Source organism: Massilia solisilvae (assembly GCF_024753215.1).
Classification (GTDB): Bacteria; Pseudomonadota; Gammaproteobacteria; order Burkholderiales; family Burkholderiaceae_D; genus Telluria; species Telluria solisilvae.
In genome coordinates, this window is sequence record NZ_JANUGV010000007.1 from 147,443 (window position 1) to 165,958 (window position 18,516).

An 18,516-nucleotide genomic window follows, 5' to 3' on the forward strand; every position below is an offset into this window, starting at 1 on the left:
TGTTAATACAAGGTTAAATTTCGGTGGCTTCGCCGCAACAGTTCAGCATCTGAAGTGTAAGCAATGGTTTCAATGTGAGTTCGTTAACTCAAAAGTTGCCAATCGGAATATAGGATGCCTTTCAACCCGCCGTGGTCGTCGGCGATTTTTCTGAAAGGCATAACATGAAACAACAGCTCACCAAAATCGGCCTCGTGGCCGGCAGCGCCCTGGCTGCAGCCTCGCTCGTCGCTTGCGGCGGCGGCGGCGGCTCCTCCGGTTCCTCGACCACGCCGCCCCCGGTGTCCACCGCTGGCACCCTGACCGTTGCGCTCACCGACGCGCCGGCCTGCGGCTTTGACGCGGTCAACGTCACCGTCAGCAAGGTACGCGTGAACAAGAGCGCCACCGCCAGCGACACCGACGCCGGCTGGGTGGACGTGACCCTGAACCCTGCGCGCAAGATCGACCTGCTCAAGCTCACCAACGGCGTGCTCGATACGCTGGGCCAGACCTCGCTCGAAGCCGGCCACTACACCCAGGTGCGCCTGGTGCTGGACTCGAACGCGAGCGGCACCGCCAACACCGTGCTGCCGACCGGTTCCAAGACCGAGCAGCCGCTCGATACGCCGAGCGCGGTCCAGAGCGGCATCAAGCTCACCGGCGAATTCGACGTGGCCGCAGGTCAGCGTTCGGACATCGTGATCGACTTCGACGCCTGCAAATCGGTGCTCACCAAGGGCAACGGCAAGTATGCGCTCAAGCCGGTGCTGCGCATGGTTCCGAGCGCCGTCAACAACGGCATCACCGGCGTGATCGCCACCGCTGCGCTGGCCAACCATGTGGTGGTGTCGGCCCAGCAGAACGGCAAGATCGTCGCTTCCACCGCGCCGGACAGCACCGGCGCGTTCAACCTGTCGCACCTCACGGCCGGTAACTACGATGTCGTCATCACCTCGGACAACAGCGCCGCGTCGGTGATCAGCGCGGTGCCGGTGACGGCAAGCGGCACCACCGCCATCAGCACCACGGGTGCCCCGATCGCGCTGGCGCTGTCCACCACCGGCTCGATCAGCGGCACCGTCACCATGACGCCGCCGAGCGCCACCGAGGCGGCGTACGTCGCGGCCAAGCAGACGTTCGGCACCGGCCCGACGGTCACGATCAAGTACCAGGGCGCTGACCTGGCGACGGGCGCCTACACCCTGGCGAACCTGCCGGTGGCCGCGCCGCAGTACGCGGTGTACAGCAGCACGCTGCCGCTGATGTTCAACGCAGCGGTTGGCGTGACGCCGGCGACCTACACGGTCGAGGCAAGCGCCAACGGCTACGCCACCAAGTCGGTGGCGGGCGTGAGCATCGCGACTGCGAACCAGACCAACCTCAACTTCGCGCTGGCGCCGTAAGTAAAGCCGGCTTGATTTGAACGCGTGGGCAGGAGACCTGCCCACCCTACCGGAGACGATCGTAGGGTGGGCAGGTTTTCCTGCCCACGCGTTCAGCCGATGCCTGAATGCGCGCCATCGCTCCGACGCTGATAAGATAGCAAGCCTTTCCCATCACGTCGGAGGATCGCAGATGAAGGACCTGGTACAGGATGGCGACAGCCTTGTCGCCGACAGCGCTTTCGCGGACGGTGTGGACCGCCGCGTGTTCCTGAAGGCCGCGCTGGGCACCGGCTTTGCCGCCGCCACGCTGCCGGTCGCGGCGCAGTCCGTGATCAAGACCGATACCGCGGGCCTGACCGCCGGCACCGTCCAGATCAAGGTGGGCGGCACCACCGTGCCCGTCTACCGCGCCCAGCCCGAGGGCAAAACCAACCTTCCCGTCATCCTGGTCGTGTCCGAGATCTTCGGCGTGCACGAACACATCGCCGACATCGCGCGCCGCTTCGCCAAGCTGGGCTACCTGGCGCTTGCGCCCGAGCTGTTCGTGCGCCAGGGCGACCCGCAGAAGGTGCCCAACATCGCCGACCTTATCCGCGACATCATCTCCAAAACCCCCGATGCGCAAGTCATGGGCGACCTCGACGCCTGCGTCGACTGGGCGCGCCACAATGGCGGCAACGTGGACAAGCTGGGCATCACGGGCTTCTGCTGGGGCGGCCGCATCACGTGGATGTACAGCGCCCACAATCCCAAGGTGAAGGCCGGCGTGGCATGGTACGGCCGCCTGGTGGGCGAACCGAGCGCCAACACGCCCAAGCACCCGATCGACATCGCGACCAGCCTCAAGGTGCCGGTGCTGGGGCTGTACGGCGCCAAGGACACCGGCATCCCGGTCGATACGGTCAAGAGGATGGAGGCCGAACTGGCCAAGGGCAGCAGCGGTTCCACCTTCGTGGTGTACCCGGATGCCGGCCACGCCTTCAACGCCGACTACCGCCCGAGCTACGTCGAAGCCGACGCCAGGGACGGCTGGTCGCGCGCACTGGCCTGGTTCAAGTCGCACGGCGTCGCGTAGGCGGCGCACGGCTGCGGCCCGGCGGCGGTACAATGCTGGGCTGCAGCACTGCACGACCAAGAACAAGAGGCTAACAAATCGACCCGATCCTCATCTCCATCCTGCTGGCGACGCTGTTCGCCGGCGCCGTCAGCATCACCGCCGCCGCCATCTTCTCGTTCACGCTGCTGTCCAAGGTAGTCGAGCGCATGGTCAGCCTGTCGGTGGGGATCATGCTGTCCACCTCGCTGCTGCACGCGCTGCCCGAGGCGTTCGAGTCGAAGGCCGATCCGCGCAGCCTGTTCGCCACGCTGCTCGCGGGTCTGCTGGCGTTCTTCATGCTGGAAAAGCTCGCGGTGCTGCGCCACTCGCACCATCACGAGGGCGACGGCCACCACCACGCGCACGGCCACGACGCGCGCGAGGCAGGCAAGGCGGGGTGGATGATCCTCGTTGGCGACGGCATGCACAACTTCACCGACGGGATCCTGATCGCGGCGGCCTTCCTGGCCAATCCGCAGCTGGGCATCGTCACGGGCCTGGCCATCGTCGCGCACGAAATCCCGCAGGAGATCGGCGACTTCATCGTGATGCTCAACGCCGGCTTTACGCGCCTGCGCGCCTACGTGTTCAACCTGCTGTGCAGCCTGATGGCGGTGGCCGGCGGCCTGCTCGGCTACTTCACGCTGGACCGCGCCAGCAGCCTGATTCCTTACGTGCTGGTGTTCGCGTCCTCGGGCTTCATCTACATCGCCGTCAGCGACCTGATGCCGCAGATGCAGCGCCGCGCCACCGTGCGCGAGTCGGTGCCGCAGGTGCTCCTGATCGGGCTGGGCGTGCTGATCGTCCTGTTCCTCACGCGCGGGCACTGATCGCCCAAAGCTTGCGCTGCGCCGTTGACAGTGCTCACGCCCCGGCCATACTTGGGTGTGGCCGGCGAGGAGAAGTCATGAACAGGTTCGATCAGGTACTGGGCGCAATCCGCGCCAATCCGGTGCGTTTCGTCGCATGGATGCTGGCGCTGCTGGTCCTGGCGGCGGCTGCGCTGACCGTCTTCGACGGTATTGGCCTGGACCTCTGGCTCTTCAGCCACTAAATCCAAGCCGGCACCCATGCCGAGTGTCCCGGACTGAAATCAGGCGCCGGTCGCGACGGGGCGCGACGAATCGGCGCACCATTCGCTCCACGACCCCGGATAAAGCGCCGCTTTGCGCAGGCCGGCCACTTCGAGCGCCAGCAGGTTGTGGCACGCGGTCACTCCCGACCCGCACTGCATGACAGCCTGCTCTGGATCGCTGACGATCGCAGACCACTCCGACTTGAGCTGCGCGGCGTCCTTGAAGCGCCCGTCCGCGCCCAGGTTGTCCTTGAAGAAGCGGTTCTTCGCTCCCGGGATATGCCCGCCCACCGGATCGATGGTCTCGTTCTCGCCGCGGAAGCGGTCAGGGGAGCGCGCATCCACCACCACGCGGCCACCGCCGCCAATGTTGGCCAGTACCTGGCTTGCGTCCACGGTGGCCACCAGCGGCGCGCGCGCTGCGATCGCGCCGCGCGGTTTGGTGTCCACCTCGGCGGACAGCGGCAGCCCCTGTGCCTGCCACGCGGCCATGCCACCGTCCAGCACCGCCACCGCCTCGTGGCCGATCCAGCGCAGCAGCCACCACAGGCGCGCCGCGAACATGCCGCCGTGCGCGTCATAGGCGACCACTTGCGTGCCCTCGTTCACGCCCCAGCCGCGCAAGGTTTCGATGAACGCGTCGCGCTCGGGCAGGGGATGGCGGCCACGGAAGGCACCGTCAGCAGCGCGCCTGGCGCCGGACAGTTCGTTTTCCATGTCGGCGAACGCCGCGTGCGGCAGGTGGGCGACGGCATAGCCTTCGCGGCCCGCGTTCAGGTTGACGAGGTCATGGCGGCAGTCCACCACCACCCAGTTGGGGTCGTCGATGTGGCGTGCCAGTTCAGCGGCTTGGATCAGCGTGGTGTACATGATGCTCCTCAGGTTTCGGCTGCAATCGGATCGGTCTCGATGGAGGTGGCGCCGCGCGGCGCGCTCTTCGTATTGTAGAACGTCGCGGCGATGCCGGAGGCGAGGATCACGCCCATGCCCAGCCACACGTGCCAGTCGAAGCGGTCGCCCCACAGCGCCATGCCCCACAGGCTGGAGAACACGATGCCGGTGTACTGCAGGTTGGCCACGACCAGCACCTTGCCCACGCGGTAGGCGCGCGTCATCGCCATCTGCGCCAGCAGGGCCGACACGCCGATGGCCAGCACCAGCGCCGCCAGGCGCGGGGTGAAGGCGTGGAAGCTGACGCCGGCCGCATCCGGCGTGGCCAGGCTCAGGAAGAAGCCGGCGATGGCGGTGGTGAGCGAGAAGTAGAACACCACGCGGTATTCCGGCTCGCCCATCTGGCCCAGGCGGCGCACCTGCATGTAGGCCATCGCCGAGATCACCGACGAGGCCACGCCGGCCAGGCCGCCGAGCCACTGGTTGGTCTGCACGGCCGGCCGCAGCACCAGCGTCACGCCGACAAAGCTCATCGCCACCGCGAGCGCCAGCGGCCACTCGACGTGCTTCTTGCCGTGCCACCAGCCCAGCGCGAACATCCACACCGCGATCCAGATCGGCGCGGTGTAGTTGAGCGTGACGGCGGTGGCCAGCGGCAGCGCGCCGATCGCGAAGAACCACAGCCACAGCGAGGTTACGCCGACGATGCTGCGCCAGATGTGCTCCCTTGGGAAGGCGGTGCGCAGCGTGCCGCCGTGCGCGCGCAGCGAGGCGAACAGGATGACCGAGCCGATCAGGCCGCGGTACATCAGCAGTTCGGAAGTGGAGAAGGTGGCGGAGGCCAGCTTGACCGCCGCGCCCATGGCGGCGAAGGCAAAGCTGGCAAACAGCATCCAGAGAGAAGGCATATGTACAGCGTGGGGTTATAAAACAAAACCGCGGCCCATTCGAGGCCGCGGTTTCAGGGTGCTACAGGTACTTACAGGGCAATCCGGCTCCGGTACCACTCGTGGAAGTGCTGCATGCCGTCTTCCATCGGCGACTGGTAGGGGCCCACTTCGTTGGTGCCGCGCTCCATCAGGATCTTGCGGCCTGCATCCATGCGCAGGCCGATCTCGTCGTCCTCGATGCAGGTTTCCATGTAGGCGGCGCGCTCGGCCTCGACGAATTCGCGCTCGAACAGCACGATCTCTTCGGGGTAGTAGAACTCGACCACGTTGCGAGTCTTCTGCGGACCGTCCGGCCACAGGGTCGAGACCACCAGCACGTTCGGGTACCACTCGACCATGATGTTGGGGTAGAGCGTGAGCCAGATCGCGCCGAACTTGGGCGGCACGCCGTTGCTGAACTTGAGCACCTCTTCCTGCCACTTCTTGTACTTGGCCGAGCCGAAGCGCTTCAGGCCGGCGTTCACGCCCACCGTCTGCACGCTGTAATCCTCGCCGAACTCCCAGCGCAGGTCGTCGCAGGTGACGAAATTACCCAGGCCCGGATGGAACGGCTCGACATGGTAGTCCTCGAGGTACACCTCGATGAAGGTCTTCCAGTTGTAGTCGCAGTCGTGCACCTCGACGTGATCGAGCATGAAGCCGGAAAAATCGAGGTCCTTGGTGACTGACAGCTTGGACAGCTTGTCCATCACGTTGTAGCCGTTCTGCTCGAACAGCATGCCGTTCCAGCTTTGCAGCGGCGTCTTGGACAGGTTCAGGCACGGCGTGTGCTCGAAATGCGGCGCGCCGATCAGCTCACCCTTCAGGTCATAGGTCCAGCGGTGCAGCGGGCAGACGATGTTGTCGGCATTGCCGCGGCCGTTGAACATGACGGCCTGGCGGTGGCGGCAGACGTTGGACAGTACTTCGATGCCGGTTGCGTTGCGCACCAGCATGCGGCCTTCCTTTTCCGATGCCAGCGTGTGGAAGTCGCCGACTTCCGGAACCATGAGTTCGTGCCCGACGTAGCGCGGGCCCTTGAGAAACAACTCCTGCATTTCGCGCTTTTGCAGCGCGTCGTCAAAATAGACATTTACCGGAAGCTGCGCGCACGAACGCGCAAGCTTCGCCTGGGTCGCCAGATCGGACATCCCAACCCCCCTTATATAAGAGCGAGCCAAAGAAGAGAAAATCCTAAGACCAGTATTCGGCTTCGTAATACGGTATTTCGGAACAGAACCGGAGATTATACCGTCTAACAAGCCCTACCGTAATGGGTCGGCGCGAGATTGTGGCAGGCAGGGTGAAAGATATTGCCTGAACGGCATCGTTTTCATGAGTCGGGGAAGGGCTCCCGTTACATTGTGGACGCACTGACAAGATGGTGACGCGACACGCGATTCGCCACCCGAGTGGTTGGATTGTTCTAAAATACGCGATTAGACTGTCCAGTGGCGCACAAGTTGCACTACGGCGGGCCGGTCGTTGAATAAAAGAAAACTATGTCAAACAACACACCTTCGTCGCCGCCGGAATCGTTCGAGCAGGCGATGGCCGAGCTGGCCCAGCTCGTGAGTCAAATGGAATCCGGCCAGCTGCCGCTGGAAGCGTCGGTGGCCGCCTATGCGCGCGGCTCCGAGCTGGTCAAGTACTGCGCGGCCCAGCTGGACAAGGTCGAATCGCAGGTGAAGGTGCTGGAGGGCGACATGCTCAAGCCGTTTGCGGCTGACGCGGCGGGCGAGGGCGCGCAATGACGGTTCCTTTCGGCGACTGGATGAAGGGTGTGCAGGACGAGGTCGAGCACGCGCTTGGCGCCTTCCTGCCCGATGCCGGCGCGGTGCCGCACAAGCTGCACGAGGCCATGCGCTACACCACGCTGGGCGGCGGCAAGCGCGTGCGTCCGCTGCTGGTGTATGCCAGCGGCGCGCTGTTCGGCGCCGATGCGCGCGCGCTGGCCAGGGCCGCCTGCGCGGTCGAGATGATCCACGCCTATTCGCTGGTGCACGACGACATGCCGTGCATGGACGACGACGATCTGCGGCGCGGCAAGCCGACGGTGCACGTGGCGTATGACGAGGCGACCGCGCTGCTGGTGGGCGACGCGCTGCAGTCGCAGGCCTTCCAGGTGTTGGCCGAGACCGACACGCTGCCGCCGAAACAGGTGGTGGCGATGCTGCGCCTGCTGGCCGCAGCGGCTGGCTCGGCCGGCATGTGCGGCGGGCAGGCGATCGACCTGGACAGCGTGGGCCATGCGCTCACGCTCGAACAACTGGAGCGCATGCACCAGCTGAAGACCGGCGCGCTGCTGCGCGCATCGGTGGTGCTGGGCGCGCTGGCCGGGCGCGAGCTCGCACCGCATGAACTGGACGCGCTGGCCGCGTATTCGAAGGCGATCGGCCTGGCGTTCCAGGTGGTGGACGATGTACTGGACGCGACGGCCGACTCGGCCACGCTGGGTAAGACCGCCGGCAAGGACGCGGCCGACAACAAGCCGACCTATGTGTCGATCCTTGGCCTTGAGCCCTCGCGGGCCCTGGCCGAACAACTGCGGCGCGATGCGCATGAAGCGCTGGCGCCGTTCGGAGAACAAGCACTGCGGCTGCGCGAACTCGCGGACCTCATCGTGCAGCGGAAGGCCTAAATGAAACTGCTAGAGACCATCAACGATCCCGCCGACCTGCGCAAGCTGCCGCGTACGCAGCTCACGCCGCTGGCGCACGAGCTGCGCAGCTTCCTGCTCGATTCCGTCTCCAAGACCGGCGGCCACCTGTCGTCGAACCTGGGTACGGTGGAGCTGACCATCGCGCTGCACTACGTGTTCAACACACCGCACGACCGCATCGTGTGGGACGTGGGTCACCAGACCTACTCGCACAAGATCCTGACCGGACGGCGCGAGCGCATGCCCACGCTGCGCCAGCTGAACGGCCTGTCGGGCTTCCCCAAGCGCGACGAAAGCGAATACGACACTTTCGGCACCGCGCACTCGTCCACCTCCATTTCGGCGGCGCTGGGCATGGCCCAGGCGGCCAAGCTCAAGGGCGAGCACCGGCATGCGATCGCGGTGATCGGTGACGGCTCCATGACCGCCGGCATGGCCTTCGAGGCGCTGAACAACGCGGGTGTCGAGGACGACGTCAACCTGCTGGTCATCCTGAACGACAACGACATGTCGATCTCGCCGCCGGTGGGCGCGCTGAACCGCTATCTGGCGCGCCTCATGTCGGGCAAGTTCTACGCGGCCGCCAAGAACGTCGGCAAGACCGTGCTGCCGGCCCCGATGCGCGAACTGGCCAAGCGGCTGGAAGAGCACGCGAAGGGCATGGTGGTGCCGGCCACGATGTTCGAAGAATTCGGCTTTAACTACATCGGCCCGATCGACGGCCACGACCTCGAATCGCTGATCCCGACGCTGGAAAACATCAAGCAGCTCAAGGGGCCGCAGTTCCTGCACGTGGTGACCAAGAAGGGCCAGGGCTACAAGCTGGCCGAGGCCGAACCGATCCTGTACCACGGCACCGGCAAGTTCAACCCGACCGAAGGCATCAAGCCGGCGGCCGCGCCGTCCAAGCTGACCTACACCGAGGTGTTCGGCAACTGGCTGTGCGACATGGCGGCGGTGGACAAGAAGCTGGTCGGCATCACCCCGGCAATGCGCGAAGGTTCGGGCATGGTGAAGTTTCACCAGCAGTTCCCGAACCGCTATTTCGACGTTGGCATCGCCGAGCAGCATTCGGTGACCTTCGGCGCGGGCCTGGCGGCCGAAGGCATGAAGCCGGTGGTGGCGATCTACTCGACCTTCCTGCAGCGCGCCTACGACCAGCTGATCCACGACGTGGCGCTGCAGAACCTGGACGTGACCTTTGCGCTCGACCGCGCGGGCCTGGTCGGCGCCGACGGCGCGACCCACGCCGGCAATTACGACATGGCCTACCTGCGCTGCATTCCCAACATGGTGGTGATGGCGCCGTCGGACGAAAACGAGTGCCGCCAGATGCTCACCACGGCCTACCACTACCCCGGCCCGGCCGCGGTGCGTTACCCGCGCGGCGCCGGCGTGGGCGCGCAGGTCCAGCAGGAGCTGACCTCGATCGAGATCGGCAAGGGCGAGATCCGCCGCCAGGGCAAGGGCATCGCGATCCTGGCCTTCGGTTCGATGGTGGCGCCGAGCCTGGCCGCCGCCGGGGAGCTGAATGCGACGGTGGCCAACATGCGCTTCGTGAAGCCGCTCGACGTCGAGCTGGTCAAGCAGCTGGCCCGGGAGCACGACTACCTGGTCACGGTGGAGGAGGGCTGCATCATGGGCGGCGCCGGCTCGGCAGTGGCCGAGGCGCTGGCTGCCGAGGGCATCGCCAAGCCCATGATCCAGCTGGGCCTGCCCGACAAGTTCATCGACCACGGCGACCCGGCCCTGCTGCTGGCCTCCGTGGGCCTGGATGCCAAGGGCATCGCGGCCGCGATCCGCGAGCGCGTCGGCATTGCAGAGCCGCGCCTGGTGGTCAACAACAGCTGACCTGCGCATCCCCAACTCGAAACCATGACGCCGGGTTCGCCCGGCGTTGTTGTTTCCGCAATCCAATACAAATTTTGTAGCGGAAACGTTACGCTGCGCTAATTCACAATTGGCACTTTCATGGGCTTCGGTTACGCTGGAAGACTGATATTTCAGTTTGGCAAATAGACGTGTACATTGTGCAAGACCTTACCGGGTCGCGGGGCCATTTCGAGCCTGCACTCGAGGCGGCCTATCAGGCCGATCTCGCGACGCAGAAAATTGTCGCATTCCACCGCACGGCCTTGCTGTGCGCGGTGCTGTACAGCTGCTTCGCGGTGCTCGACCTGATGGCGGTGCCCAGCAATGTGGCCGCGGCCTGGGCGATCAGGGCCGTGGTGCTGTGCGTGACCGCCGCCACCTCGCTTGCCAGCCGATTGTCGCGCGAGACCTTCGTCCGCCGCTACGCCATGCTCACCTGCCTGACCTACCTGATGTGGGGGCTGGGGATCGAGGCGATCATCATGTTCACCCGCCCCGACGACCCGGGCTGGAGCACCTACTATGCGGGCTTGCTGCTGGTTTCGATGGCGCTGTACGGCGCTACCTACCTGCGCGTGCTGCACGCCAGCCTGACCGGGCTGGCGCTGACCCTGAGCTACCTGGCGCTGGCGCTGGGCTACCAGCACATGGGCGAGCGCGGCGACTGGGTCATCCTGGTGCAGAACTGCTTCTTCCTGATCGGCGCCAACTTCATCGGCCTGTTCTCGCTGCACATGCGCGAACACTTCTCGCGCCAGGCCTTCCTGCTCAAGAATGCGCTCAAGCGCGACCTCGAGCTCGAAGAGGAGGCCAAGCGCCAGAGCGAGCACCTGTCCGAGCATGACGCACTGACCGGCCTGCCCAACCGTGTGCGCTTCCTGCGGCGCCTTGGCGAACTGCTGTCCCAGCGCGACGACGGATCGACGGTGGCGGTGCTGTTCCTCGACCTGGATGACTTCAAGCCAGTCAACGACCGCCACGGCCACGCCGCCGGCGACTACGTGCTGCGCCGCGTGGCCGACCGTGTGCGCGGCGCCATCCGCGCGTCAGACCTGGCCGGCAGGCTGGGGGGCGACGAATTCGTGGTGGCGCTGCCGCTGGCCGTCGGGCAGGCCGAACTGACCATCGAGCGCCTGAGCGCTGCCCTGCGCGCCGCCATCGGCGAGCCGATCGCTTTCGGCGGCGAGGTGGTGCGCGTGACCGCGAGCGTTGGCGCGGCGCGGTGTCCCGATCATGGCCAGACGGCCGAGGAACTGCTGCACGCCGCCGACCAGTGCATGTATCGCTCCAAGCGGCGCAAGGAGACTGCACTGGCGGCGTAGGGTGGGCGGGTTTCCCGCCCACGCGTTCAGCGACGATCGGCGTAGCTGCGGCGTTGAACGCGTGGGCAGGAAAACCTGCCCACCCTACCGGCGCTGGTCCGGCACGTACAGCGAGCGCGCCAGCAGCAAGCCGGCCAGATAGCCACCGGCCAGCCCGCCGATGTGGGCCGCGTTGTCGGTATGCGGGTACACCAGGCCGGCGGCGATGTTAAACATCAAAAAGCCGCCCAGCGAACCGCGCAGGTCCCGGACAATGGTGGCCGGCACGCCGCTGTCAGGCCGCTGCATGAAGGCGAGCAGCCCGCCGATGATGCCGAAGATCGCGCCCGATGCGCCAACGCTGTTCACGTGCGGATTCCACAGCACGCTGGCCAGGCTGCCGCACACGCCGGCGATCATGTACAGCGCCAGGAAGCGCGCGCTGCCGAACATGCGCTCGACCAGGCGCCCAACCTGCCACAGCGCGAACATGTTGAACAGGATGTGCAGCAGCCCCCCGTGCACGAACATCGACGTCACCAGCCGCCACGGTTGGCCGTGCAGCGTCAGCGGACCGGCGTTCGAGCCCCAGCGCACCAGCTTCATCGACTCGGCAGCCGCCGAACCGTCGCCGGAAGAACTGAGCGACATCAGCACGAACACCAGGATGTTCATCGCCAGCAGCGCCCAGATGACGGGCGTGCGCGGGGTCCAGTGGTCGATCCGGTCGTGGAAGGTCTCGCGGTCCGACTGCGCGATTCTGAATTCCTCGGTCTGGCGGACCGGCAGCAGCTCGAAGATGCGCCACGCGTTCACTTCGTCCGGCACATCGAAGGCCACGGTCTGGTCGCGCTCGACGCCGACGACCTCGAATTCCACTTCCTTGCCGTCGCTGCGCACGTTGACGATATCGACCATCTTCAGCCGGTGTTCCTCCGGTTCGGCGGCGCGCAGGTTGCGGTAGCGCGTGCCGCGCAGGACCAGGAAATCGGGCTCGATCGTGACCGAGCCCTTGCCGTTGAACTGGTAGGGATTGCCCGCGCGACGCCTGCCGCCGGCGCGAAAGCGGACCTCGAAGGTTTCGCCGGCCGTCATGCGCGCCGGGGTGTCAGCGCTTGCGGTCGTGCTGCCACAGCACGTCGCTGCCGCCGGCAAAGCGGTTGAGCACGCGCGCCAGCACGAACATCAGGTCCGACAGCCGGTTCACGTACTGGCGCGGATAGGCGTTGATGGTCTCGCTGCGGGCCAGGGCCACGATCTCGCGCTCGGCCCGGCGGCATACGGTGCGGCACACGTGCGCCAGCGCGGCAGCGCGCGAGCCCGCCGGCAAAATGAACTCCTTCAGGATCGGCAGGTCGGCGTTGTACTTCTCGAGCAGGGCGTCCAGCCGTGCCACGTGGTCCTCGGTGATCAGCTGGTAGCCCGGGATGCACAGCTCGCCGCCCAGGTCGAACAGGTCGTGCTGGATCGTGACCAGCTCCTCGCGCAGCTCGCCCGGCATGTCCTCGCACAGCAGCAGGCCGACGAAGGAATTGAGCTCGTCGACCTCGCCCAGCGCATGGATGCGCACGCTGTCCTTGCCGGTGCGGCTGCCATCTCCCAGTCCGGTAGTGCCATCGTCGCCCGTGCGGGTGGCGATTTTTGAAAGTCGATTGCCCATGGTTATGTCACACTTGAAAAAAAGATAGGCCGAGGATACGACAAAACGACAATATTGTGCCTACAATCTCCGCATGAGTGCATCCCTTCCTGTCAATACAGGGCGCCGGGACGAAGTCGCGGCCGCCCTCAAGGCCCGCCTGCCGGCGCGCTGCGTGCTGTCCGACCCCGAAGATACCCGACCCTACGAGTGCGACGGCCTGGCGGCGTACCGCCAGTTGCCGATGGTCGTCACCCTGCCCGAGAACGAGGAGCAGGTGCTGGCAGTGCTGAACGCATGCCGCGAGCTGAGCGTGCCGATCGTGCCGCGCGGCGCGGGCACCGGCCTGTCCGGCGGCGCGCTGCCGATTGCCGAGGGCGTGGTGATCTCCACCGCGCGGCTGAACCGGATCGTGCGGGTGGACGCCCACGCGCGCACGGCCGTGGTGCAGCCCGGCGTGCGCAACCTGGCCATTTCGGACGCGGCCGCGCAGCATGGCCTGTACTACGCGCCGGACCCGTCCTCGCAGATCGCCTGCACCATCGGCGGCAACGTGGCCGAGAACTCGGGCGGGGTGCACTGCCTCAAGTACGGCCTCACGGTCCACAACGTGCTGCGCGTGCGCGTGGCCACCATCGACGGCGAGATCATTGAACTGGGCAGCGAAGCGCTGGACGCGCCGGGCCTGGACCTGCTGGCCGTGTTCATCGGCTCGGAAGGCATGCTCGGCATCGTGACCGAGGTGACGGTCAAGCTGGTGCCCAAGCCGGCCACGGCGCGCGTGATCATGGCTTCGTTCGACGACGTGGTCACCGGCGGCAATGCGGTGGCGCGCGTGATCGCAGCCGGCATCATCCCGGCCGGGCTGGAGATGATGGACCGCACCTCGGTGCGCATGGTCGAGCCGTTCGTGAAGGCGGGCTACGATACCGAGGCCGCCGCGATCCTGCTGTGCGAGGCCGACGGCACCGAGCTCGAAGTGGCCGAGGAAATCGAGCGCATGTCCGAAGTGCTGCAGGCCGCGGGCGCGACCGCGATCTCGGTGTCGCAGAACGAGGCCGAGCGCATGCGCTTCTGGTCCGGCCGCAAGAACGCCTTCCCGGCCGCCGGCCGCATCTCGCCGGACTACTACTGCATGGACGGCACCATCCCGCGCAAGAAGCTGGCCGAGGTGCTGACCGGGATCGAGCGCATGGAAACGACCTTCGGCCTGCGCTGCTCGAACGTGTTCCATGCCGGCGACGGCAACCTGCACCCCTTGATCCTGTTCGATGCCAACCAGCCCGGCGAATTCGAGCGCGCCGAGGCCTTCGGCGCGGCGATCCTGGCGCTGTGCGTGGAAGTGGGCGGCACCATCACCGGCGAACACGGCGTGGGCATGGAGAAGATCAACTCGATGTGCGTGCAGTTCCGGCGCGAAGAGCTTGACGCCTTCATCGAGGTCAAGCGCGCGTTCGACGAGCCGATGCTGCTCAACCCCGACAAGGCCATCCCCACCAAGCACCGTTGTGCCGAATTCGGCAAGATGCACGTGAAGGGCGGGGTGCTGCCGTTCGCGGACCTGCCGCGCTTTTAAGTTGGAACACCAGATGCAGGCGATTGAACAATTCAAGGAACAGGTGTGCGCCGCGGCCGCGAACAAGCGCGCCTTGCGTATCCGTGGTGGCGGCACCAAGGACTGGTACGGCCAGGCGCTGGATGGCGAGATCCTCGACACCCGCACCCACACCGGCATCGTCGATTACGAGCCGACCGAACTGGTGATCACCGCGCGCTGCGGCACCCCGCTGGCCGAAATCGAGGCAGTGCTGGCCGAACGCAACCAGATGCTCGCCTTCGAGCCGCCGCACTTCGGCGCGGGGGCCACCTTCGGCGGCGCCATCGCTGCCGGCCTGTCCGGGCCGCGCCGCGCCAACAGCGGCGCCGCGCGCGACTTCGTGCTGGGCGCGACCATCATGGACGGCAAGGGCGAGGTGCTGCGCTTCGGCGGGCAGGTGATGAAGAATGTGGCCGGCTACGACGTGTCGCGCCTGATGGCGGGCTCGCTCGGCACGCTCGGCCTGCTGCTCGACCTGTCGGTCAAGGTGCTGCCGCGCGCGTTTCGCGAAACCACGCTGCGCTTTGACATCAGCGAGATCGAGGCCCTGCGCAAGCTGAACGAGTGGGGCGGCCAGCCGCTGCCGATCTCCGCCAGCTGCTGGACGGGCGGCGAGCTGACGCTGCGCCTGTCCGGCGCCCAGGCGGCGGTGGACGCGGCGGTGAAGTCGCTGGGCGGCCAGGTGGTCGAGGACGCCGATCCGTTCTGGGCGTCGCTGCGCGAGCAGCAGCACGCATTCTTTGCGGGGGAGACCGCGTTGTGGCGCCTGTCTGTGCCGTCCACCACCGGCGCGATCGTGCTGGGCGGAGCGCAGCTGATCGAATGGGGCGGCGCCCAGCGCTGGCTGCGCGCGGATTCGGACGAGGCAAGCGCGCAGGCGATCCGCGCGACCGCCGCGGCCTGCGGCGGCCATGCCACGCTGTTCCGCGGCGGCGACAAGCGTGTTGGCGTATTCCAGCCGCTGGCGCCGGCCGTGGCGAAGATCCACGCGCGCCTGAAAGCGGCATTCGACCCGGCGCATATCTTCAATCCGGGACGGATGTACTGAACCATGCAAACCAATCTGGCTGACTTCATCAAGGGCACGCGCGAAGGCGACGAGGCCGAATCGATCCTGCGCGCCTGCGTGCACTGCGGCTTTTGCACCGCCACCTGCCCGACCTACCAGCTGCTGGGCGACGAACTCGATGGTCCGCGTGGGCGCATCTACCTGATCAAGCAGGTGCTCGAAGGTGCCGAGCCCACGCACAAGACCATGCTGCACCTGGACCGCTGCCTCACCTGCCGCAACTGCGAGACGACCTGCCCATCGGGCGTGCGCTACGGCCGGCTGGTGGACATCGGCCGCAAGGTGGTCGAAGCGCGCGTGGCGCGTCCGCTAGGCGAGCGTATCAAGCGCAACGCGCTCAAGGAAGCGCTGCCGCGCGCGGGCCTGTTCAAGGCCGCGTTCAAGGCAGGGCAGGCGGTGCGCCCGCTGCTGTCGGAAAACCTGCAGGACAAGCTGCAGCCGGCGCGCCCCAGCGGCCAATGGCCACGCCGCGAGCACGCGCGCAAGATGCTGGTGCTGGACGGTTGCGTGCAGCCGGCGATGGCGCCCAACATCAACGCGGCCACTGCCCGCGTGCTCGATGCGCTCGGTGTGCAGCTGATCGTTGCGCCCAAGGCGGGCTGCTGCGGCGCGGTGCGCTACCACATGAACGACCAGGAGGGCGGCCTTGACGACATGCGCCGCAACATCGACGCCTGGTGGCCGTACGTGGACAAGGTGGAGGCCATCGTGATGACCGCCTCCGGCTGCGGTGTGACGGTCAAGGAGTACGGCCACCTGCTCGCGCATGACAGCGTGTATGCCGCGAAGGCCAAGCGCATTTCGGAGATGACCCTCGACCTGTCCGAGATCATGCCGCAGTTCGAAGCGGAACTGGCAGCACGGATGAACGGCAGGATCGGCAAGCGCGTGGCCTACCACCCGCCCTGCACGCTGCAGCATGGCCAGCAGATCCGCGGCAAAGTCGAGGGCGTGCTGCGCGCCGTCGGCGTGGACGTGGTGCTGTGCGCGGAGAGCCACCTGTGCTGCGGCTCGGCCGGCACCTACTCGATGCTGCATCCGGAGATCGCCCACCAGCTGCGCGATCGCAAGCTCGCCAACCTGGAAGCGACCGGCGCCGACGAAATCGTTTCGGCCAACATCGGCTGCCTGACGCATCTCCAGTCAGGCACGGATACGCCGGTCACGCACTGGATCGAGTTCGTGGACCGGGCATTGCAGTTGTAAGCATTTGCCAGCGATGTAACGCTTTGTAAAGCCCGTCAACAGGCCGAGGTGGCGCCCCGTTTCTGGCTCAGTGACACAGCAAATGTGCACGACACCCAAACCAAACGAGGAGCCACCATGAACAAAGTTATCGCTACCCTGATCGCCGGTCTGTTTGCAACTGCTGCCTTCGCGCAGAACCCGGCTCCGACCACCGCGCCGGCTGCCGCCGTCAAGGCCGAAGCAAAGCATGACAAGACCGTCGCGAAGGCTGACGCCAAGGAAGCAGCAACCGTGGCCAAGGCCGATACCAAGGAAGCGAAAGACGTGGCCAAGGCCCAGGCCAAAGAGACCAAGGCTGCCGTGAAGACCACTGCCAAGGAATCGAAGGAAGCCGCCAAGACCGACGCCAAGGAAACCAAGGCCGACGCCAAGGAAGCCAAGAAGGACGTGGTGACCGCCAAGGCCGAGACCAAGCACGCCACCAAGGCAGCCAAGGCCGAGAAGAAAGCCGAAGCCAAGGAAGCCAAGGCCGAAGCAGCTCCGGCCAAGTAAGCAGCTCCCCATCTCCTGGTAAAGCCCGCCGCGCGCGGGCTTTTTCCGTTGGCGCGCTGGCAAGCGCGCCGGTAGGGGGGCAGCTCGCTCAGCTGGGCATTGCCCAGTTTCGCCCCACGCGTCCAACCGGCGGTGACTCGGCTTGACCGCATTGAATTTCCAAAGTTCAATCACCAGCCCCGACGCTTGATACGCGCAGGTTCGCGCTCCAGTACTTTGCAAAACGCAGGAACAAGTGCAATTTGCTGAGCTATATTTTCGCCATCCCAATCCGGGATGCATCTCCCATTCCGCTTTGCAACGAAAAGAGGGAACACCATGCGCAAGAGTGTTGTTGCTGTTGTGGCCGCACTGGCGGCCAACGCTGCCCTTGCTCAGAGCAGCGCCGACCTGGTGCATTTGAGCGCCAAGGATGTGCCAGTGGAAAACGGCAAACAGCTCGACATGAGTTTCGAGGAAATCCGGCGCGCGCCCGACAATTCACTGGTCGAGGTGACCTATCCGATCACGGCGCGGCCATCGTCGATGTTCATTCTCAAGGGCTTGTGTAGCATCGCGGAAAGTCGCGGCAAGCAGTACTTCCGCGCCGTGCTGCTCTCGAAAAAGCCGCTGCGCTACGGCGTCACGTTCCCGGAAGACGCCGGCCAACCCGACGGCCGGCCCGTCAGCGTGACGGAGAAGGTGTTCTCAGTGGCCGAGTGCGCGCTGCTCAATTTCTAGGATTTGCCGAGCAGCGCTTCGATATCGCCCACGAGTTCTTCGGGCTTGGTCTGCGGCGCATAGCGCTTGACCACGCTGCCGTCCTTGTTGATGAGGAACTTGGTGAAGTTCCACTTGATGCCTTCCGTGCCGAGCACCCCCGGCGCCTGCTGCTTCAGGTACTTGAACAGCGGGTGCGCCGTGTCCCCGTTCACATCGACCTTGGCGAACAGCGGAAAGCTCACCTGGTACTGCTGCTGGCAGAACGCGCGGATTTCGGCCTCGGTGCCCGGCTCCTGCTTGCCGAACTGATTGCAGGGAAACCCGAGCACCACCAGCCCGCGATCCTTGAATTGGCGGTACAGCTTTTCCAGCCCCTCGTACTGCGGCGTGAACCCGCACTCGCTTGCGGTATTCACGATGAGCAGTACCTTGCCGCGCCAGCGCGACAGGTCGGTTGGCGTGCCATCGAGGGCATTGGCCTGGAAGTCGAAGGTGTTCATGACTTAACTATACCAAGCTTCGCTGCCGGCCGCGCGCGGCGCACACACGACCCCAGTCGCCCGCGCTGGCGCGGCG

Annotated in this window: 19 protein-coding genes; 13 read left to right on the forward strand and 6 right to left on the reverse strand. The window is 65.9% G+C overall.

Going from position 1 to position 18,516, the window contains the following annotated elements:
- Positions 1 to 164 precede the first annotated feature (164 nt).
- From NX773_RS20325 to NX773_RS20340, 4 genes are all read left to right on the forward strand, one after another.
- Positions 165 to 1,385: a DUF4382 domain-containing protein gene (locus tag NX773_RS20325; RefSeq protein WP_258858099.1), complete on the forward strand. Its 1,221-nt coding sequence runs from the start codon at positions 165 to 167 to the stop codon at positions 1,383 to 1,385.
- A gap of 172 nt (positions 1,386 to 1,557) precedes the next feature.
- Entirely contained in the window at positions 1,558 to 2,442 is an 885-nt protein-coding gene (locus NX773_RS20330; protein WP_258858100.1) for a dienelactone hydrolase family protein, read from the forward strand.
- Positions 2,443 to 2,630: 188 nt separating this feature from the next.
- Positions 2,631 to 3,293 carry a ZIP family metal transporter gene (locus NX773_RS20335; protein ID WP_258858101.1) on the forward strand — a complete coding sequence of 221 codons (663 nt, stop codon included), beginning with the start codon at positions 2,631 to 2,633 and terminating at the stop codon, positions 3,291 to 3,293.
- Positions 3,294 to 3,370: 77 nt separating this feature from the next.
- Complete coding sequence (locus NX773_RS20340) at positions 3,371 to 3,517, forward strand: hypothetical protein (protein WP_258858102.1); 147 nt, start codon at positions 3,371 to 3,373, stop codon at positions 3,515 to 3,517.
- 39 nt (positions 3,518 to 3,556) lie between these two features.
- Here NX773_RS20340 and NX773_RS20345 read toward each other — a convergent pair whose 3' ends face one another.
- The 3 genes from NX773_RS20345 to NX773_RS20355 form a co-directional block, all read right to left on the reverse strand.
- The gene (locus NX773_RS20345; RefSeq protein ID WP_258858103.1) at positions 3,557 to 4,408 is read right to left on the reverse strand and encodes a sulfurtransferase; all 852 of its coding nucleotides are present in this window, start codon (positions 4,406 to 4,408) and stop codon (positions 3,557 to 3,559) included.
- An 8-nt stretch (positions 4,409 to 4,416) separates the two neighbouring features.
- A complete protein-coding gene (locus NX773_RS20350; protein ID WP_258858104.1) occupies positions 4,417 to 5,337 on the reverse strand; it encodes a DMT family transporter in 921 nt (306 codons plus the stop codon).
- 71 nt (positions 5,338 to 5,408) lie between these two features.
- Positions 5,409 to 6,509: an aromatic ring-hydroxylating oxygenase subunit alpha gene (locus tag NX773_RS20355; protein ID WP_258823831.1), complete on the reverse strand. Its 1,101-nt coding sequence runs from the start codon at positions 6,507 to 6,509 to the stop codon at positions 5,409 to 5,411.
- A 351-nt stretch (positions 6,510 to 6,860) separates the two neighbouring features.
- Here NX773_RS20355 and NX773_RS20360 point away from each other — a divergent pair, with 351 nt between their 5' ends.
- The 4 genes from NX773_RS20360 to NX773_RS23655 all read left to right on the forward strand — a co-directional run bounded on the left by NX773_RS20360 (position 6,861) and on the right by NX773_RS23655 (position 11,214).
- Positions 6,861 to 7,112 (forward strand): exodeoxyribonuclease VII small subunit, encoded by a 252-nt coding sequence (locus tag NX773_RS20360; protein ID WP_258823832.1) that lies wholly within the window; start codon positions 6,861 to 6,863, stop codon positions 7,110 to 7,112.
- Positions 7,109 to 7,999: a polyprenyl synthetase family protein gene (locus NX773_RS20365; RefSeq protein WP_258858105.1), complete on the forward strand. Its 891-nt coding sequence runs from the start codon at positions 7,109 to 7,111 to the stop codon at positions 7,997 to 7,999. The genes NX773_RS20360 and NX773_RS20365 overlap by 4 nt, the downstream gene beginning before the upstream one ends.
- Entirely contained in the window at positions 8,000 to 9,871 is a 1,872-nt protein-coding gene (gene dxs, locus NX773_RS20370) for a 1-deoxy-D-xylulose-5-phosphate synthase (protein ID WP_258858106.1), read from the forward strand.
- Positions 9,872 to 10,041: 170 nt separating this feature from the next.
- Positions 10,042 to 11,214, forward strand: a complete 1,173-nt coding sequence (locus NX773_RS23655; protein ID WP_258858107.1) for a diguanylate cyclase domain-containing protein — start codon at positions 10,042 to 10,044, stop codon at positions 11,212 to 11,214.
- An 84-nt stretch (positions 11,215 to 11,298) separates the two neighbouring features.
- Here NX773_RS23655 and NX773_RS20380 read toward each other — a convergent pair whose 3' ends face one another.
- Positions 11,299 to 12,288: a rhomboid family intramembrane serine protease gene (locus NX773_RS20380; protein ID WP_258858108.1), complete on the reverse strand. Its 990-nt coding sequence runs from the start codon at positions 12,286 to 12,288 to the stop codon at positions 11,299 to 11,301.
- A gap of 13 nt (positions 12,289 to 12,301) precedes the next feature.
- A complete protein-coding gene (locus tag NX773_RS20385; protein ID WP_258858109.1) occupies positions 12,302 to 12,853 on the reverse strand; it encodes a cob(I)yrinic acid a,c-diamide adenosyltransferase in 552 nt (183 codons plus the stop codon).
- A 73-nt stretch (positions 12,854 to 12,926) separates the two neighbouring features.
- Here NX773_RS20385 and NX773_RS20390 point away from each other — a divergent pair, with 73 nt between their 5' ends.
- From NX773_RS20390 to NX773_RS20410, 5 genes are all read left to right on the forward strand, one after another.
- Positions 12,927 to 14,408: an FAD-linked oxidase C-terminal domain-containing protein gene (locus NX773_RS20390; RefSeq protein ID WP_258858110.1), complete on the forward strand. Its 1,482-nt coding sequence runs from the start codon at positions 12,927 to 12,929 to the stop codon at positions 14,406 to 14,408.
- A gap of 13 nt (positions 14,409 to 14,421) precedes the next feature.
- Positions 14,422 to 15,477, forward strand: coding sequence for a glycolate oxidase subunit GlcE (gene glcE, locus NX773_RS20395; protein WP_258858111.1), 1,056 nt, complete (start codon positions 14,422 to 14,424; stop codon positions 15,475 to 15,477).
- A gap of 3 nt (positions 15,478 to 15,480) precedes the next feature.
- Positions 15,481 to 16,704, forward strand: coding sequence for a glycolate oxidase subunit GlcF (gene glcF / locus NX773_RS20400; RefSeq protein ID WP_258858112.1), 1,224 nt, complete (start codon positions 15,481 to 15,483; stop codon positions 16,702 to 16,704).
- 117 nt (positions 16,705 to 16,821) lie between these two features.
- Positions 16,822 to 17,238 carry a hypothetical protein gene (locus tag NX773_RS20405; RefSeq protein WP_258858113.1) on the forward strand — a complete coding sequence of 139 codons (417 nt, stop codon included), beginning with the start codon at positions 16,822 to 16,824 and terminating at the stop codon, positions 17,236 to 17,238.
- Positions 17,239 to 17,556: 318 nt separating this feature from the next.
- Positions 17,557 to 17,958, forward strand: a complete 402-nt coding sequence (locus NX773_RS20410) for a hypothetical protein (RefSeq protein ID WP_258858114.1) — start codon at positions 17,557 to 17,559, stop codon at positions 17,956 to 17,958.
- On the opposite strand, the gene NX773_RS20415 is transcribed toward NX773_RS20410, so the two are convergent.
- Entirely contained in the window at positions 17,955 to 18,440 is a 486-nt protein-coding gene (locus NX773_RS20415) for a glutathione peroxidase (RefSeq protein ID WP_258858115.1), read from the reverse strand. The two genes, NX773_RS20410 and NX773_RS20415, sit on opposite strands and share 4 nt — an antisense overlap.
- Positions 18,441 to 18,516 lie beyond the last annotated feature (76 nt).